The sequence below is a fragment of the Campylobacter sp. BCW_4332 genome (assembly GCF_001763175.1).
Lineage (GTDB): Bacteria > Campylobacterota > Campylobacteria > Campylobacterales > Campylobacteraceae > Campylobacter_D > Campylobacter_D jejuni.
Map to the genome: position 1 here is coordinate 41,312 of NZ_MJYF01000024.1, position 17,056 is coordinate 58,367.

Sequence of the window (17,056 nt, forward strand, 5' to 3'; positions counted from 1 at the left end):
ATTTATTTGAAAATTATAAAACCAAGCCATGCGGCAAATAAACAAAGAAAGACATTTAAGATAATATTTAACGCAAAATGAAGATAATTTCCACTTTGCAAAAGAAGTAAATTTTGATAAGAAAAAGTAGAAAAAGTTGTAAAAGCTCCTAAAAAACCTGTACTTATAAAGCTTTTAAGCAAAGGAGATAAACCTTTATTTTGGGCATAAGAAAACAAAAGTCCTATGATAAAAGAACCCAAAACATTAACAAAAAGAGTTCCAAGGCTGATAGAATAAGGAAAAAATTTATTCACTAAATTTATAGAAAGCATTCTTAAGATTGCCCCTATAAATCCCCCAAAACCAACAACTAAAAGGGTATTTAGCAAAGCTTAGCTCTTTCTTGCTCGAGCAATTCTTGCATTTTTTTTCTGGTGTTTTCAAGCCATTTTTCATCATTTGTATCGACTAAATCCATACAAATGATTTTAAGTACTCCACTGCTTGCACTAAAACTTTTTGTGTCTAAAATTTTTGCAGAATCCACAATTAAAATAGGCTGAACTTTAAGATTTAATTTTTCACTTAAAATTTTTGCTCCACTTTGAAATTTAAGCATTTTTTCATTTTTAGATCTAGTTCCTTCTGGAAAAATAGCCAAAACCCTATCTTCGCTAATTCTTTCTTTTGCTTCTTTTAAAACTCGTACCAAATCACGCGGATTTTTTCTATCTATACAAAGAAGTTTTGGTTTTTTCATAGCGACTTTGAAAATAGGAATTTCTCCTAATTCTTTTTTGGCAATCCAGCATAAATTTTTAGGATATAATTCTTCTAAAGCAATGATATCTAAAGCACTTTGATGATTCATTAAAATCATCTGAGCTTGTGGATTAAAAGTACCAATGATTTCTTGTTTATAAGAGATGGTATATCTTTGAAATTTAGCCCAAATTTTGCGGATTTTCCAAAGTGTGTTTTGAGATTTTGTAAAGTAAAAACAAAAAACCACCAAAGCAACGCTTAAAACAAAAAAAATCCAAAAATAAAGAGCTTTAATTTTTTTGTAAATCATCTTTATTAACCCAACCTATTTTTCCATCAGAAAACAGTACTTTAATATAATTTTGTCTTTTGCCTAAAACTTCTACTTTTTCATCTGCATTTGCCGTATAAAAATAAGTTGAAGGCTCTGTAGGTAAAATTTTAGCCCTAGAACCAGCCTTGATAATTGCATTTTGAGTATTGGTATCTACAAGAAAACTAAGCGCAAAACAAACAACTGCCAAAGCCAGAATAATGTAATTTTTTCTCCATACAAATAAAGCTCCAAATAAAACCGCTAAAAACCATAAGGTATATTGTTTATAAATATTTAAGTCTTTATTTACAGGATTTAAATCACTCTGAGTGCTGATCTCATCGTCACTAATTTTTAGTTTTAAATTTATATTTTCAAGCTTTTTACTGTCCTTATTGAAATACGAAAATTCAAAATTTGTTTTACTTAATGGCAAAATAGCATAATAAAAAGCACTAGAAGCATTAAAATCCCCTTTTAAATTTTCAATGCCTTGCTTTTGAATTCCTTCTATAAAAAAGCTTTTAAGATTTGTATTGGTTGCGTTTAGTTCTACCATCATAATGATATTAGCATCATCAAAATAACTCGCTTTAACTTTTTTAATTTCCAAAGAACTTGCCACAAGGTGTGAAAAATCTTTATTGGATAAAGTATTTTCAAATTTGATAGGATTAAGATTGATATCAGCCTCTTGAAAAGCTTCATTATTTCTAAGAAGTTTGATAGAAATTTTACTCAAACTAGCATTTGAATTTTTAGCTTCAAACCATAAAGTTGTTTTATATTCGTTATTGATAAATTCCCATTTTGCATCTGGATTTAAAAAAGATAAATTAGTTTTTTCTACGCTTATGTTAAAATCAAATTTTGTATTTTCCGTAGTGCGAGCATAGATCGTAATAGGAAAAACTTCTCCAACATATACCCTACTTGGATATTCATCATTTGTAAGAACCAAACTCCCTTTAGCTATAAAAGGATCATCTACATTGCTTTCAAAGTCATTATTTTCATCGCTTGGCGGAATATTTTGATAAATTTTTTGTTCTTCTTGGGGTAATTTTTGTAATTCTTTTTGCATATTTTCATCTTGGCCGCTAAATACAGAAATTTCACCTCTGCCGAACAATACAACAACACTAAAAACTAAAGTTAATAAAATTTTCAAAATAAAAAGCCTTTAAGCATTTTCAAACCTAGTTCATTACCTAGAACTTTTTCACAAGCACGCTCAGGATGTGGCATGAGTCCAAAGATTTTTTTGTTTTCATCACAAATTCCTGCGATATCAAATACAGAACCATTTGGATTTGACTCGTATTTTAGAGTAATAAGATCTTTATCTTGCAATTCTTTTAAAGTAGCCTCATCAGCGTAATAATTTCCCTCTCCATGGGCAATTGGCAAATTAATAATTTCATCTTTTTTGAAATTTTTCAAAAAGGCATTATCATTAGAAACTACTCTTAAATTTTGGTTTTTTGAGATAAAGCTAAGATTGTTGTTATGCTTCATTGCACCTTTTAAAAGACCGCTTTCAAGTAAAATTTGAAAACCATTGCAAATACCTAAGATATATCCTCCCTTTTTTGCATGATTAAAAACACCTTGCATAACAGGAGCAAGTTTTGCAATAGCTGCACATCTTAGATAATCTCCATAAGAAAATCCGCCTGGCAAAACAACTAAATCTGCATCAAATTCTTTTTCTTCATGCCAAACAATCTGCGTTTTTACTCCAAGTTTTTCAAAGGCATAAGCTGTATCAAATTCACAATTTGTCCCTGGAAATCTAATAATAGCAACTTTCATTTTACTCTTTCTCAATTACAAGCTCATAATCTTCAATGACGCTATTTACCAACAACTCTTCACACATTTTTTTGACTTGTTCTTTGGCTAATTTTTCATCTTTCTCATCAAGAGAAATTTTGATTTGTTTTGCTATTTTTACTTCTTTTATGCTATTAAAATTTAAAGAATGCAAAGCTTTTTCCACCGCTTTGCCCTGTGGATCTAAAACCCCATTTTTTAAAGAAATATTTACAATAACTTCCATATTTTTCCTTAATTTAATATTCTTTTTAAAACTTCTTCGTAAGCCATTTTTACATTACCTAGATCTTGACGAAATCTATCTTTGTCTAATTTTTCATTACTAAATTTATCCCAAAATCTACAACTATCAGGACTTATTTCATCAGCTAAAACAAGCTCATTATCTTTAGTTAAACCCAGTTCGATTTTAAAGTCAATCAGCCTTAAATTCTTATTGTCAAAAAATGGAGTTAAAATAGAGTTAATCTTTCTAGCTATATTTTTAATTTCACTAATTTGAGCTTCATTTTGCACTAAATTTAAAATCAAACAATGCTCATCATTGATAAAAGGATCGCCTAAGGCATCATCTTTAAGACAAAATTCCACCAAAGCAAAAGGTAGTACAGTGCCATCTTTAATGCCCAGTCTTTTTGTAAGAGAACCTGTTGCAACATTGCGTACTATAACTTCAATAGGAACAATTTTACATTTTTTAACCACTTGTTCTGTATCGCTTATAGTTTCTACCAAATGGGTTTTAATCCCATTTTTTTCAAGCAAATGAAAAATTTCAGTACTGATTTTACAGTTTAATGCGCCTTTTCCACTTTCATTGCCTCTTTTTTCTGCATTAAAAGCAGTTAAATCATCTTTAAACTCACTAATTAGTAAATTTTCATCATCAGTTTTGAAAAGTTTTTTACCTTTTCCTTCGTAGAGCATTTCTTTTTTTGTCATTTTATTGTCCTTGTTTGATATTTAAAATTTTAATAGTATCAATAGCTGATTTTAACTGTGCGTCATCATTGATTTGTTTTTGACTGATTAGATTTTTATTGTCTTTATTTTCTTGTTTATCTTCTTTTTTATTTTTATCTATTTTTTCAAGCTCACTTTCTAAATGTTGTTTTAAGTCGCTTTCTTTTATAGAAAAACCATCTTCTTGAGTATTTACTTTACCTGGAAAAACTTCAATATCAGGTTTTACACCCACTGCTTGAATAGTACGGCCGCTTGGAAGATAATATCTTGCAATAGTAAGCCTTAAAGCTTCAGTTTTATTAATAGGTATGATTTGTTGAACACTACCTTTTCCAAAAGTATTTTCACCCACAATAACACCGCGTTTAAGATCTTGTAAAGCTCCACTTACGATTTCACTTGCACTAGCACTTCCACCATTTACAAGCACAACCAAAGAAGCATTAGAAATTTTGTTTTTAGGATCGGCTTTATATTCTTGATTTTCACTTGCGATGCGTCCTTTTTGAGAAACAATAACACCTTTATCTACAAATAAATTTACAAGTCCTATGGCTTGATTTAAAAGTCCACCAGGATTATTTCTAAGATCTAAAATAACCCCTTTAACATTAGGATATTTTTTAAGTTCTTTACTTGCCACATCTACAACATTTTTATCAAAATTTGTAACTCTAAGATAAAGAATGTTTTCATTTTCTATCATTTTTGCATAAACACTTTCTATCTTAATAATTTCTCTTGTAAGTGTAACATCAAAAGGTTTTGTTGTACCTTTTCTAAAGATGGTTAAAGTGATTTGAGTTTTTGGCTTACCACGCATTTTATCCACAGCATCATTGAGATTAATTCCCAAAGTGGCCTCATCATTAATTTTTAAAATAATATCTCCTGATTTTATCCCTGCTTTATCTGCTGGTGTTCCTTCTATAGGAGAAACAACTGTTAAAGCACCATCTTTCATACCTACGGTTATACCAAGACCACCAAATTCACCATTGGTTTGAATTTTCATATCATTAAAATCTTTTTCATTTAAAAAAGAAGAATGCGCATCAAGATTGCTTAAAAGCCCTGATAAAGATTTATCCACCAAATCGCTGATATTTTGATCATCCACATAATATTGCTCTACTATGGCAAGAGTTTTTGTAAGCTTATCTAAAGTTTCTAGGCGTTTTTGAACCTGCTCTTCTTTTTGATCAACTTTAGCTTGTAAATGACTCGTTAAAAATAGACATAAAATAAAAGTAGTGGCAAAGCCTGCAAGACCTGCAAAAAATCGTTTTGTTTTCAAAATAAGCTCCATTATTGAGTTTTAGTTTAAAGAGTAAATTTTAATAAAAATTACTTAAAACTTCGTAAATAAATTTAAATTCTTAAAAATATGTTAAAATAGACTAAAAATTCCAAAAAGAAAGTTAATACAATGTGCCAAGAAAAACATACTCATACACATTCTCAAAAACATCTTAAAGCAGTTTGCAATCGTCTAAGTAGAACCATAGGGCATTTAAGTGCTATTAAAAGAATGGTTGAAAATGACAAAGACTGTAGTGAAATTTTAATCCAGCTTGCTGCCATAAAAGCCGAAGTTAACAATACCGCAAAAGTAGTTTTAAAAGAACATTTAGCTCATTGTATGGTACATGCTATAGAAGAAAATGATATTCAAAGCATAGAAGAATTAAACAAGGCTATAGATATGTTTATGAAATAATCTAAAATTAGTCATTTGTCCTATTATTTAAAAAATTTTACTCAATTAACTTGACATTATATGACTAAAGTTATATAATGTCAAGTATATAAACTAAATAAAGGATAAAACATGACAAATATACAAGATTTTTTAACTGATAATATGCTTTCAAACCTTGAAAGTGCAGCATCTTTAGCTATACATTCTAAAAATACCGAAGTCGTATCTTTGCACCTTTTATGGGCTTTAAGCGTAGATAGTACAAGTATTTTAAATCAAATTTTAAATAAATTAAATATTTCTAAAGAAGCCTTAGAGCTTGAAATTAAAAGCAGAATTTCAAAACTTGCAACGAGTTCAAATGTAAGCCGTGAAAATATACGCTTTTCCAATGAACTTATAAATTCATTAGAAAATGCTAAAGGATTGATGAGTGCTAATGGAGATAGTTATTTAAGTGTGGATACTTGGCTTATAAGTGAAAGTCAAAAAAGTCCTATTAAAGAAATTTTAGCGCAATTTTTAGATTTAAGAGAATTTCAAAAAGAGCTTGAAAGTCTAAGGGCAGGACGCAAAATCGATAGCAAAACAAGCGATGAAACCTTAGATAGCTTAAATAAATTTGGTATAGATTTAACCTTAAAAGCAAGTGAGGGTAAACTTGATCCTGTTATAGGTAGAGAAGAAGAAATCGAACGCTTGATGCAAATTTTAATACGTAAAACCAAAAATAACCCTATACTTTTAGGTGAACCAGGTGTAGGAAAAACAGCTATAGTAGAAGCTTTAGCGCAAAGAATTATCAAAAAAGATGTTCCAAAATCTTTACAAAATAAAAAAGTCATCGCTCTTGATATGAGTGCTTTAATTGCAGGCGCAAAATACAGAGGAGAATTTGAAGATAGATTAAAAGCTGTGGTTAATGAAGTGATAAAAAGTGAAAATATCATTCTTTTTATCGATGAAATTCACACTATAGTAGGTGCTGGAGCGAGTGAAGGCAGTATGGATGCGGCAAATATTTTAAAACCCGCTCTTGCAAGAGGTGAACTCCATACCATAGGCGCAACTACTTTAAAAGAATATCGTAAATATTTTGAAAAAGATGCAGCCTTGCAGCGCCGTTTTCAGCCTGTAAATGTAGGTGAGCCAAGTGTTAATGAGGCTTTGGCTATGTTAAGGGGTATAAAAGAAAAGCTTGAAATTCATCATAATGTAACTATAAATGATAGTGCTTTAGTAACTGCAGCTAAACTTTCAAAGCGTTATATAGCAGATCGTTTTTTACCTGATAAAGCCATTGATTTAATCGATGAAGCTGCAGCTGAACTGAAAATGCAAATTGAAAGTGAACCAAGTTCTTTAAGAAAAGTACGCAAAGATATAGAAACTTTAGAAGTTGAAAATGAAGCTTTAAAAATGGAAAATGATGAGAAAAATCAAAAAAGACTCGATGAAATCACAAAAGAACTAGCTAATTTAAAAGAAAAACAAAATGCCCTAAATTCACAGTTTGAAAATGAAAAAAGTGTTTTTGATGATATAAGCACTAAGAAAAAAGAAATTGATCTACTTAAAAATGAAGCTTCTTTAGCTAAAGCTAGAGGTGAATTTCAAAAAGCAGCCGAGCTAGAGTATGGAAAAATTCCAAGTCTTGAAAAAGAAGTAGAAATTTTAGAAGATAAATGGAAAAAAATGAGCGAAAATGGAGTTTTACTTAAAAATCAAGTAGACGAGGATTTGGTTGCTGGAATTTTAAGCAAATGGACAGGTATTAGCGTGCAAAAAATGCTAACCTCTGAAAAACAAAAATTCTTAGAAGTGGAAAAACATTTAAAAGAAAGTGTCATAGGACAAGATAAGGCCTTAAGTGCTTTAGCTAGAGCCATTAAACGCAACAAAGCAGGACTTAATGCGGACAATAAACCTATAGGAAGCTTTTTATTTTTAGGGCCAACAGGGGTAGGAAAAACACAATCAGCTAAAGCTTTGGCGAAATTTTTATTTGATGATGAAAAAGCAATGATTCGCTTTGATATGAGTGAATTTATGGAAAAACATAGTGTTTCAAGACTCTTAGGTGCGCCTCCAGGATACATAGGGCATGAAGAAGGTGGAGAGCTTACTGAAGCTGTACGAAGAAAACCTTATAGCGTGCTTTTGTTTGATGAAGTTGAAAAAGCACATAAAGATGTATTTAATGTGCTTTTAGGGATTTTAGATGATGGTAGAGCAACCGATAGCAAAGGTGTAACAGTGGATTTTAAAAATACCATTATCATTTTAACTTCTAATATCGCCTCAAGTGCCATTATGAATTTAAGTGGAAAAGAACAAGAAGATGCGGTAAAAAATGAGTTAAAAAATTTCTTTAAACCTGAGTTTTTAAACCGCTTGGATGATATTATCACCTTTAATCCACTTGGAAAAGATGAAGCTTATGAAATAGTCAAGCTTTTATTTAAAGATTTACAAATGAGCTTAGAAAACAAGGGGATAAAAGCAAGTTTAAGCGAAAATGCAGCCCTTTTAATCGCTAAAGATGGTTTTGATCCTGATTTTGGTGCTAGACCTTTAAGAAGAGCTATTTATGATCTTATAGAAGATAAATTAAGCGATATGATACTTGCTGATGAACTTCATGAAAATGATAGCATTATCATTGATGCAAAAGATGATGAAATAATCATCAAAAAAGCTTAATCATTTTGAAAGTAGAAAGGAACTACTTTCAAAATATAATCTCACTTTCATTAAATTTCATATTTGCTTTTGGTAATGGTGATTTGGTGGTATAATAAGCACTTTCTCCTTTATAATTTCCACGATAAACTCCATTAGGAATGCTAAATTTTCTAGTTGTATCAGGGAATTTTTCTATATATTGAGTTAAAAATTCTCTAAACACAGGAGCAGCCGTTCTAGCGCCACCTTCTGTATAACGCATAGGCTTGTTGTTATCATTTCCATACCAAATGATTGCTTCTATTTCAGGCGTAAGTCCACAAAACCAAGCATCAACACTTTTATTCGTTGTTCCTGTTTTTCCTGCTATTTCTATATCTTTTACTCTTGCATTACGCCCTGTGCCTTTTTCAACAACATTTCTCATCATATCTAAAACCAGAAAACTTTGCGCTTCATCGCTGACTTTACGCTTATTTGAGTTAAATTCCATGATGGTTTTACCGGTTTTATCCTGAACTTGTCTGATAATTTGAGGATCTTTAATCGTTCCATAGTTCCCAAACATGGTATAAAATTTCGAATACTCCAAAGGAGAAATACCAAAACTTCCCAATACGATTGATAAATTAGGCGGTATATCTTTAAATCCAAATTCCATTAGTTTAGAGTAAAGAACATCAAGCCCCATATCAAGTGCGAGATTAATGGTAGCTAAATTTCTTGATCTTGTTAAAGCTTCTTTTAAGGTAATTAAACCTAAAAATTTACCCCCTTCATTTTTAGGTTTCCAATCCTCATTATTACCCGCTCCACCTTCAAAAATTCTAGAAATATCAGCAATTTCACTCATAGGTGAATATCCTAAATTAATCGCCACTTGATACACAAAAGGTTTAAAAGAGCTTCCAGGTTGACGCATACTTTGAGTAGCACGGTTATAATTACTTTTTTCATAATCAATCCCACCTACCAAAGCTAAAACATCGCCACTTTGATGATTTACCACAACCATAGCTCCATTTAAAGTGCTTAAATTTGCATTTTTATCACGTTTTACTATCTCATCATAACCAAATTTCAAAGCATTTTGCGCCATATTTTGAACATCTAAGTCTATATTTAAAATGATTTTATATCCACCTGTTTTTAAGTCTTTGATATTAGGACTTAATTGTTTAATCACTTCATCTACGACATAAGGAGCAGCATTTTGAGTAAGCGTATCATCATAAACTTGCGGAATTTCTTTAATGGCTGTATCATAATCTGCTTTTGAAATCCAACCTAGATTATACATTCTTGAAATAACATTATTTGCTCTTGAGATGGAAAGATCTAAATGCTTTGTAGGATCATAACTGCTAGGTGCTTTTGGCATACCTACTAACATAGCAATCTCTTTAAGGCTTAATTCATTTAAATTTTTATGAAAATACCCCAAAGCTGCGGTTTTTACTCCATAATACCCATGTCCAAAAAAGATAAAATTTAAATACCTTTCTAAAATTTGCTCTTTAGTTAAAATGGTTTCCATTTTATAAGCAAGCAAAGCTTCGCGAATTTTACGCGTAATAGTTCTTTCAGGGGTTAATTCCGTGTTTTTAATAAATTGCTGGGTAAGAGTGGAAGCTCCTTCCATGGTTTTTCCACCGCTTTTTATGATTTTTACAGCAGCTCTAAAAATGGCATCGATATTAACTCCATTATGTTCAAAAAAGCTTGTATCTTCTATAGCAACCAAAGCTTCTATAAGGCGTGGAGGAAGCTCTTCATAAGGAGCGTAAAAACGATGCTGTTCAAAAATATTAGCCACAAGCTTGCCATTTCTATCGTAAATTTGTGTTGTAAGAGGAGGTTTGTATTCTTTAAAAGTATAACCCTCAGTATCAGCACTTGTGAAAAGATAAGCCACATAAATAAATCCAGCTATAAACAAAAGAGTAAAAAATGAAAAAATATATTTTAATATTTTCATAAATAAGCCTTTAAAGTTTGGATATCAAGCCCTAAAGCAGTGCTTAGATTTCCTACTTGTTGGGTGATGAAATTTTGATGAAAACCCTCACACATAATGCAACCCGCCTTGCCTTTATAAAGATCATTTTCTACATAATCTTTTAAAGCATTTTCATCAAAATTTTTAAAATAAAGCGTAGTTTTTGAAAGAGAAAAAACTCTTTTTTCAGGTTTTACAAGCAAAAAAGCCGATAAAATACTTGCATACTTGCCATTTTGCAAGGCAAGCATTTCATAGGCTTCTTTTTTATCCTTTGCTTTGGTAAGAATTTTTTCATCTATACAAACTATACTATCTGCAAAAAGTAAATTTTGGTTTTGAAAATCTTTGCCTAAAGCACTTAAAAATTGTTTTTCTTTTTCAAGAACTATTTTTTGAACATATAAAAAAGGTGAAATATTTTTATTTAAATTTTCATCATAATCAAAACTAACTTGCCTAAAATCAATCTTTGCGGTTTTAAGCAAGTTAACCCTTGAAATGGAACTTGAAGCAAGAATTAACATTAAAGTGCTTTTTCTATCGTTTCTAAGCTTTGTTTTAAAGCTTCATCAATTTTGTTTAAATCTTTTCCACCTGCAGTAGCAAAATCATCTCTTCCGCCACCATTTCCACCTAAAATTTGCGCCGCTTCTTTAACTAAAGCTCCTGCTTTTAAAGGCGCATCTTTAACACCAGCTGCTAAAGTGATTTTTTCATCTTTTACTTGGATAAGTAAAATCACCACTTTAGCAAATTTGTTTTTAAAATCATCAATCATAGCTTTAATATCGCCATTATCTATACACTTTACGCAAATTTCAACACCTTGGATATTTTTAGAATCAAGCTCGGTTTTACTTGAGTTTTTAAGCTCATTTTTTAAACTTAAAATTTCATTTTTAAGTTTCTTAATCCCGCTTAAAATATCATTATTTTTAAGCTCATTTTTTGCTTTAGAAAGTTCTTCAAGTTGATTTTTTACAAATTCTAAAGCCGCTTTAGAAACCACAGCTTCAATGCGTCTAACTCCAGCACTCACACCACTTTCTTTAACTATGTAAAAACTTCCTATTTGAGCAGTATTTTTAACATGAGTTCCTCCGCAAAGTTCCTTGCTTTCACCTAGAGTTAAAACACGCACATTGCCTTGATATTTTTCATTAAACAATGCTATGGCACCGCTTTTTTTAGCTTCTTCTAAAGGCATATTTTCTAATATAGCTTCACTTGAGTTTATAATCATTTCATTCACTCTTTTTTCAATGCTTTCTAGCTCTTCTTTGCTTAAAGCTTTATGATGAGTAAAATCAAATCTTAGTTTATTGCTTTCAACCAAAGATCCTGCTTGGCTTACATGAGAACCTAAAATTTCTCTTAAAGCATGGTGCAAAAGATGAGTAGCTGAGTGGTGGCGTGCGATTTGCTCTCTTTTTTCTGTATCGATTTTTGCATGAACCGTATCGCCAACTTTTAGTTCTTCACCTACTTTTACAAAGCTAAGATTGAGATTAAAAAACTTTTGCGTATCTAAAACTTCACACTTAGCTATAAACCCACTATCAGCACTTTGCCCCCCACTTGTCGCATAAAAAGGTGTGTTTTCAAGCATCACCCAACCCGTATCTTTAAGGGTAGAAACTTCTTTAAAATCTTCATCTAAAAGGGCTAAAATTTTACTTTCGCATTCTGCTTTTTCATAACCTATGAAATGATTTTCTCCAAATTTTTCAAGCAAGTTTTTAAAATCTCCGCTTGCAGTTTTATCTCCACTTCCTTTCCAAGAAGCCTTAGCGCGTGCTTTTTGCTCATTCATTAAAAGTTCAAATTTTTCTTCATCAACTTTGAGGTTTTTTTCCCTTAGCATATCAGCCGTTAAATCAAGCGGAAAACCATAAGTATCATAAAGCTTAAAGGCTACTTCTCCGCTAAAAATTTCTTTGGTGTTTTTAAGCTCTTCATTAAAAATTTCAATCCCATTGTCTATAGTGCTTAAAAATCTTTCTTCTTCAAGGCGAATTTGTTCTTTTATAAAGTCTTTTTTCTCATTAAGATAGGTATAATGTCCACCCATTAAATCGCATACAACATCAACTAGTTTATACATAAAAGCTTGTTTAAAACCTAGCAAATATCCATGCCTTAAAGCACGACGCAAAATACGACGCAAAACATAGCCTCTGCCTTCTTTGTCAAAACTTACCCCTTGCGCAAGTAAAAATACACTTGATCTTATATGATCGGCTATTACTCTAAAACTTGCTCCACTTTCATAAACATAAGTTTTATTACAAAGTTTTGAAATTTCATTGATGATTGGCATAAAAAGCGAGCTATCAAAATTACTAAATTTACCTTCTTTAATCGCTGTTACCCTTTCAAGCCCCATTCCTGTATCAATACTTGGCTTTGGCAGTGAGCTAAGCACTCCATCAGCGCTTCTTTCGTATTGCATAAAAACAAGATTCCAGATTTCTAAAAATCTATCTCCATCTCCACCCATATAATCTTCGCTTGAGTTAAAATGCTCTTGTCCTTGGTCATAAAAAATCTCACTACAAGGACCACAAGGACCAGTATCGCCCATTTGCCAGAAATTATCTTTATCACCAAATTTGTAAATTCTTTCTTTTTGAATGTGTTTTTGCCATAGATTAAAAGCTTCATCATCGTTTTCATGCACGGTTACATAAAGTCTATCTTTAGGTAGTTTTAAAACTTCAGTTACAAATTCCCAAGCATAAGCTATGGCTTGTTCTTTAAAATAATCTCCAAAGCTAAAATTTCCAAGCATTTCAAAAAAAGTATGATGGCGTGCGGTATATCCTACATTATCTAAGTCATTGTGTTTTCCACCCGCTCTTATACAAGTTTGACAGCTTGTTTTGCGTGGAGGGTTTGGGCGTGGAAATTCTCCTGTAAATATACTTTTAAAAGGCACCATACCCGCATTAGTAAAAAGTAAAGTTGCATCATCAGGAACTAAAGGACTTGACGGGGTTATCTCATGTCCTTTTGATGCAAAAAAATCCAAATAAGCTTTTCTAATATCCATGAATTTTCCTAAAGAAATTTTTATAAAAACATATCATACCAAAATTACTTTAAATTAAGTAAAACTAAAATACAATAAACATTTTTATTTAATTTTATTTCTCTAAGGTTTTTTATGAATTTTATCAATCTTCAAGCCCAATATCTCGCATACAAAGATGAAATCAATACTGAAATTGAAAGCGTTTTATCAAGCTCTTCTTTCATAGGCGGTGTAAAGCTTAACGAATTTGAGCAAAATTTATCTCATTTTTTAGGTGTTAAACACGCTATAGGTTGCTCAAGTGGAACCAGTGCTTTATATCTTGCCTTAAGAGCTTTAGATATTGGCAAAGATGATGAAGTTATAGTGCCTAGTTTTACTTTCATAGCAACAGCTGAAGTTGTGGCCTTAACAGGTGCAAAACCTGTTTTTGTAGATATAAATCTATCAAATTACAATCTTGATTTTGAAGCAGTGCAAAAAGCAATAACCCCAAAAACTAAAGCTGTTATAGCAGTGAGTATGTTTGGACAAATGAGTGATTTAAGGGCTTTAGAAGAAATTTTAAAAGATAAAAATATCACTTTGATCGAAGATGGTGCACAAAGTTTTGGCGCAAGTTTCAAAGGAGAAAAATCCTGCTCTATAGCTAAAATTTCATGCACAAGCTTTTTTCCCTCAAAACCTTTGGGAGCTTATGGCGATGGTGGGGCTATTTTTTGCCATGATGATGAAGTTGCTAAAAAAATAAGAATTTTACTCAATCACGGACAAACTCAGCGTTATAAACATGAATTTATAGGTATAAATGGACGCCTTGATACTTTACAAGCGGCGATTTTAAATGTTAAGTTAAAATACCTAGAAAAAGAATTAGACAAAAGACAAAAATTAGCACAAACTTATAATGCAAATTTAAAAAACTGCCAAATTCCGCAAATTGATCCAAATGCTTTTAGCGCTTATGCACAATACAGCGTTTTAGTTGAAGATAGATCTAGTGTATTGCAAAAATTTGAAAAAGCTAATATACCTTATGCTATACACTATCCAACCCCTTTGCATAAACAACCTTGCTTTAGTAAGTTTTCAAATTTAGAACTTAAAAATTCAGAATATGCAAGCAAACACATCTTATCTTTGCCTTTTTCACCTTTTTTAAGCGAAGAAGAACAAGAACAAGTTATTTATATTTTTAAAGATTAACTCCATGAAAATAGGTATCATAGGCCTTGGAAAAATGGGGCAAAACCACTTAAATGAACTTAGCAAAAATTCTCATTTTAAGCTTAATGCACTTTTTGATCTTTGCAAAAATCCAAATCTAAATATTTTTGATGATATTTTTTATGATGATTTGAATAAATTTTTAAATCAAAATAATGATATTATCATCATAGCAACACCTACAAATTCACATTTAGCAATAGCAAAAAAAGTTTTTAAACAATGCAAATGCGTTTTAATCGAAAAGCCTTTAGCTCTAAATTTAAAAGAAATAGACGAAATTTCAAATTTAGCTAAAGAATACAGCATAAAAGTAGGCGTAGGTTTTTGCGAAAGATTTAATCCTGCAGTTTTAGCCCTAAAAAAAGAGCTTGAAAATGAAGAAATTATCAGCATTAACATACAAAGATTTTCACCCTACCCGCAAAGAATCAGCGATGTAGGGATTTTGCAAGATTTGGCTGTACATGATCTTGATTTGCTTTGTTTTTTAAGCAAGCAAGAAATAACAAAAACCAATTTGCTTAAAAAATACACTCAAGATCAAACAAGAGAAAGTGAAAGCATTATTCTATGTGGGCTTGAAAAATGTATTGCTAGCATACATCAAAGTTGGAATAGCACACAAAAACTAAGAAAAATTCATCTTATTACTAAAAATCATTTTTATGAAGCCAATTTAAATGATTTTTCTTTATTAAAAGATGGAAATTTTATAGAACTTACTCAACAAAGTCCACTTTTTTCAGAACACGAAGCTTTGTTAAAACTTATCGATAATCAACCCAATCATCTAGCCAGCACGAGCGATGCTTACAAAGTTCAAGAAATTTTAGAAAGGTTTGCGTGAAATTAGTTTTATTTTTAAATATGGGCGGAGCTACGAATTTACAAGATTGTGAAGTTTTTTTAAAAAATATGTTTAATGATCCTTATATTTTAGGAATCAAAAATCGATTTTTAAGAAAATTTGTAGCATGGATCATAACAAAGGCTCGCGTTAAAGCCATGCAAGAAAACTATAAAAAAATGGGCGGAAAATCCCCTTTAAACGAACTTACTCAAAGCCTGTGTGACAAGCTTAATTTAAAACAAGATGAATTTAAATTTGATTTTGTAAATCTTTATGTGCCTCCTTTTGCCACAGAAATTTTGCAAAAATACACTTTAAATGAAAGTGATGAAATCATTCTTTTTCCACTTTATCCGCACCATTCTTGCACCACAGTAACTTCATCTTTAGAAGTTCTGCAAAATGAAATTTCAAAGCAAAAAATTCAAGCAAAAGTAAAAACTATAGATATTTTTTACAAAAATGAACTTTATAATGAGATGATAATTTCGCACATTTTGGCTAAAAAAAATAAATTTGATGCCAAAATTTTGATTTTTTCAGCGCATTCTTTACCACAAAGCATTATTGATAAGGGTGATTTATACGAAAAGCATGTAAATAATCATGTAGAAATTTTAAAAGAAAAATTAAAAGATCATTTTGATGAATTTATTTTAGCTTATCAGTCCAAACTAGGCCCTGTAAAATGGCTTGAACCAAATACAAGCGATATTTTGGCAAATTTAAACGATAAAGCTTTGATTTATCCTATTTCTTTTTGTATAGATTGTTCTGAAACGATTTTTGAACTAGGTATGGAGTATAAACATTTAGCAAAATGTGATTATGATTTAATAAGTTGTCCTAATGATAGTGATGAATTTATGGAATTTATTTTAAAATATTTATCTGATCTTAACCAAGAATGAATTTGAGACCCTTGTCTATCATTTTTTTAAAGAATAACAAGGACTTTTTGGTAAAAATTTAGCTGACTAAGCCAAAGTATAAGCTTTTTCTCCGCGCAAACTCACATCTAAGCCTTTTTGTTCTACTTCTTCTTTCGCTCTTAAGTCTACAAAATAAGAAATAATCTTAAGAATAATAAAGCTTATGAGAGCTGAAAAAACATACAAATCATAATAGCAAGAAATTGCTCTTTTAAAAGCTCTAAACTTCCACTGATAAAAAATCTCGCCAAGCGCATTTTAAGCAATCACATTAGGATTTACTTTAGCACTTGCAAAAAGCCCTGTAGCAATTCCTCTCAAACACCTCCGATTCCGTGTAAAGAAAAAGCATCTAAAGAATCAATCCTATTTGAGTTTGTATTTAATAAAACTCAAACCAAAACAACAAAATACAGAAAGACAAAGCTCCTATAACAAGAGAAGCATAAAATCTACATAACCGCAACTACAAGCCCACTAAGTCCACCTAAAATAGTCAGTTTTTATGGATGAGCCACTCAAGCACTACCCATTGTAAAGCAATGACACTAAAAACAATAAAGCAATTCATTATGGTATTGAATGTATTTTTACTTCTTACCATACCCAAATAAAACATTGCTAAAGCTGGAGTCATAAGCAAAACTAGCAGAGTACACAATACAATAAAACTTGAATTTACCGCATTCGCTTACCTACCCTTTCTTACAAAATATAATTACAAGATAATTATATTTAAAATGATTTAAAAAA

General features: G+C 31.0%; 14 protein-coding genes and 2 pseudogenes. 5 read left to right on the forward strand and 11 right to left on the reverse strand.

The window, feature by feature from the left end; genetic code table 11:
• Positions 1-2: 2 nt before the first annotated feature.
• The 7 genes and pseudogenes from crcB to AJN64_RS01850 all read right to left on the reverse strand — a co-directional run bounded on the left by crcB (position 3) and on the right by AJN64_RS01850 (position 5,180).
• Positions 3-371: a fluoride efflux transporter CrcB gene (gene crcB, locus AJN64_RS01820; RefSeq protein ID WP_002855143.1), complete on the reverse strand. Its 369-nt coding sequence runs from the start codon at positions 369-371 to the stop codon at positions 3-5.
• The gene (locus AJN64_RS01825) at positions 365-1,057 is read right to left on the reverse strand and encodes a lysophospholipid acyltransferase family protein (protein WP_044778765.1); all 693 of its coding nucleotides are present in this window, start codon (positions 1,055-1,057) and stop codon (positions 365-367) included. The genes crcB and AJN64_RS01825 overlap by 7 nt, the downstream gene beginning before the upstream one ends.
• Positions 1,038-2,234, reverse strand: a complete 1,197-nt coding sequence (locus tag AJN64_RS01830; RefSeq protein WP_044779934.1) for an SH3 domain-containing protein — start codon at positions 2,232-2,234, stop codon at positions 1,038-1,040. Before AJN64_RS01830 ends, AJN64_RS01825 begins: the two co-directional genes overlap by 20 nt.
• Positions 2,206-2,878, reverse strand: a pseudogene (gene purQ / locus AJN64_RS01835) (phosphoribosylformylglycinamidine synthase I). The gene AJN64_RS01830 and the pseudogene purQ overlap by 29 nt, the downstream one beginning before the upstream one ends.
• Before the next feature lies 1 nt (position 2,879).
• A complete protein-coding gene (purS, locus tag AJN64_RS01840; RefSeq protein WP_002880952.1) occupies positions 2,880-3,125 on the reverse strand; it encodes a phosphoribosylformylglycinamidine synthase subunit PurS in 246 nt (81 codons plus the stop codon).
• An 8-nt stretch (positions 3,126-3,133) separates the two neighbouring features.
• Entirely contained in the window at positions 3,134-3,844 is a 711-nt protein-coding gene (gene purC / locus AJN64_RS01845) for a phosphoribosylaminoimidazolesuccinocarboxamide synthase (protein WP_002880951.1), read from the reverse strand.
• Between the two features lies 1 nt (position 3,845).
• A complete protein-coding gene (locus tag AJN64_RS01850) occupies positions 3,846-5,180 on the reverse strand; it encodes a S41 family peptidase (protein ID WP_083271909.1) in 1,335 nt (444 codons plus the stop codon).
• Between the two features lie 117 nt (positions 5,181-5,297).
• On the opposite strand from AJN64_RS01850, the gene AJN64_RS01855 reads away from it, so the two are divergent.
• Together AJN64_RS01855 and AJN64_RS01860 are read left to right on the forward strand one after the other, a co-directional pair.
• Positions 5,298-5,588: a metal-sensing transcriptional repressor gene (locus AJN64_RS01855; protein ID WP_053872522.1), complete on the forward strand. Its 291-nt coding sequence runs from the start codon at positions 5,298-5,300 to the stop codon at positions 5,586-5,588.
• 111 nt (positions 5,589-5,699) lie between these two features.
• Positions 5,700-8,273, forward strand: coding sequence for an ATP-dependent Clp protease ATP-binding subunit (locus tag AJN64_RS01860; RefSeq protein WP_053872521.1), 2,574 nt, complete (start codon positions 5,700-5,702; stop codon positions 8,271-8,273).
• Between the two features lie 28 nt (positions 8,274-8,301).
• Here the strand turns inward: AJN64_RS01860 and AJN64_RS01865 are convergent, their stop codons facing one another.
• Genes AJN64_RS01865 through alaS form a run of 3 tightly spaced genes read right to left on the reverse strand, consistent with a single transcriptional unit; the run spans position 8,302 to position 13,309 of the window.
• Positions 8,302-10,233, reverse strand: coding sequence for a penicillin-binding protein 1A (locus AJN64_RS01865; protein WP_053872520.1), 1,932 nt, complete (start codon positions 10,231-10,233; stop codon positions 8,302-8,304).
• Positions 10,230-10,781: a septum formation inhibitor Maf gene (gene maf / locus AJN64_RS01870; RefSeq protein WP_002881206.1), complete on the reverse strand. Its 552-nt coding sequence runs from the start codon at positions 10,779-10,781 to the stop codon at positions 10,230-10,232. Before maf ends, AJN64_RS01865 begins: the two co-directional genes overlap by 4 nt.
• Complete coding sequence (gene alaS / locus AJN64_RS01875) at positions 10,781-13,309, reverse strand: alanine--tRNA ligase (protein ID WP_070292592.1); 2,529 nt, start codon at positions 13,307-13,309, stop codon at positions 10,781-10,783. Before alaS ends, maf begins: the two co-directional genes overlap by 1 nt.
• A 114-nt stretch (positions 13,310-13,423) precedes the next feature.
• Between alaS and AJN64_RS01880 the strand changes: the two genes are divergently transcribed.
• The 3 genes from AJN64_RS01880 to hemH are packed head-to-tail and all read left to right on the forward strand — an operon-like array spanning position 13,424 to position 16,282.
• Complete coding sequence (locus AJN64_RS01880; protein WP_053872518.1) at positions 13,424-14,497, forward strand: DegT/DnrJ/EryC1/StrS family aminotransferase; 1,074 nt, start codon at positions 13,424-13,426, stop codon at positions 14,495-14,497.
• A gap of 4 nt (positions 14,498-14,501) precedes the next feature.
• Entirely contained in the window at positions 14,502-15,368 is an 867-nt protein-coding gene (locus tag AJN64_RS01885; protein ID WP_070233408.1) for a Gfo/Idh/MocA family protein, read from the forward strand.
• Positions 15,365-16,282, forward strand: coding sequence for a ferrochelatase (gene hemH / locus AJN64_RS01890; RefSeq protein ID WP_002881223.1), 918 nt, complete (start codon positions 15,365-15,367; stop codon positions 16,280-16,282). Before AJN64_RS01885 ends, hemH begins: the two co-directional genes overlap by 4 nt.
• Positions 16,283-16,348: 66 nt before the next feature.
• Here hemH and AJN64_RS01895 read toward each other — a convergent pair.
• A pseudogene (locus AJN64_RS01895) lies at positions 16,349-16,940 on the reverse strand (hypothetical protein).
• Positions 16,941-17,056 lie beyond the last annotated feature (116 nt).

Excerpts from the sequence above, each read along its gene's own strand:
- AJN64_RS01825 (WP_044778765.1), bottom strand. The coding sequence starts at position 1,057 with ATGATTTACAAAAAAATTAAAGCTCTTTATTTTTGGATTTTTTTTGTT.
- purS (WP_002880952.1), bottom strand. The coding sequence starts at position 3,125 with ATGGAAGTTATTGTAAATATTTCTTTAAAAAATGGGGTTTTAGATCCA.
- purC (WP_002880951.1), bottom strand. The coding sequence starts at position 3,844 with ATGACAAAAAAAGAAATGCTCTACGAAGGAAAAGGTAAAAAACTTTTC.
- AJN64_RS01855 (WP_053872522.1), top strand. The coding sequence starts at position 5,298 with ATGTGCCAAGAAAAACATACTCATACACATTCTCAAAAACATCTTAAA.
- AJN64_RS01860 (WP_053872521.1), top strand. The coding sequence starts at position 5,700 with ATGACAAATATACAAGATTTTTTAACTGATAATATGCTTTCAAACCTT.
- AJN64_RS01865 (WP_053872520.1), bottom strand. The coding sequence starts at position 10,233 with ATGAAAATATTAAAATATATTTTTTCATTTTTTACTCTTTTGTTTATA.
- maf (WP_002881206.1), bottom strand. The coding sequence starts at position 10,781 with ATGTTAATTCTTGCTTCAAGTTCCATTTCAAGGGTTAACTTGCTTAAA.
- alaS (WP_070292592.1), bottom strand. The coding sequence starts at position 13,309 with ATGGATATTAGAAAAGCTTATTTGGATTTTTTTGCATCAAAAGGACAT.
- AJN64_RS01880 (WP_053872518.1), top strand. The coding sequence starts at position 13,424 with ATGAATTTTATCAATCTTCAAGCCCAATATCTCGCATACAAAGATGAA.
- AJN64_RS01885 (WP_070233408.1), top strand. The coding sequence starts at position 14,502 with ATGAAAATAGGTATCATAGGCCTTGGAAAAATGGGGCAAAACCACTTA.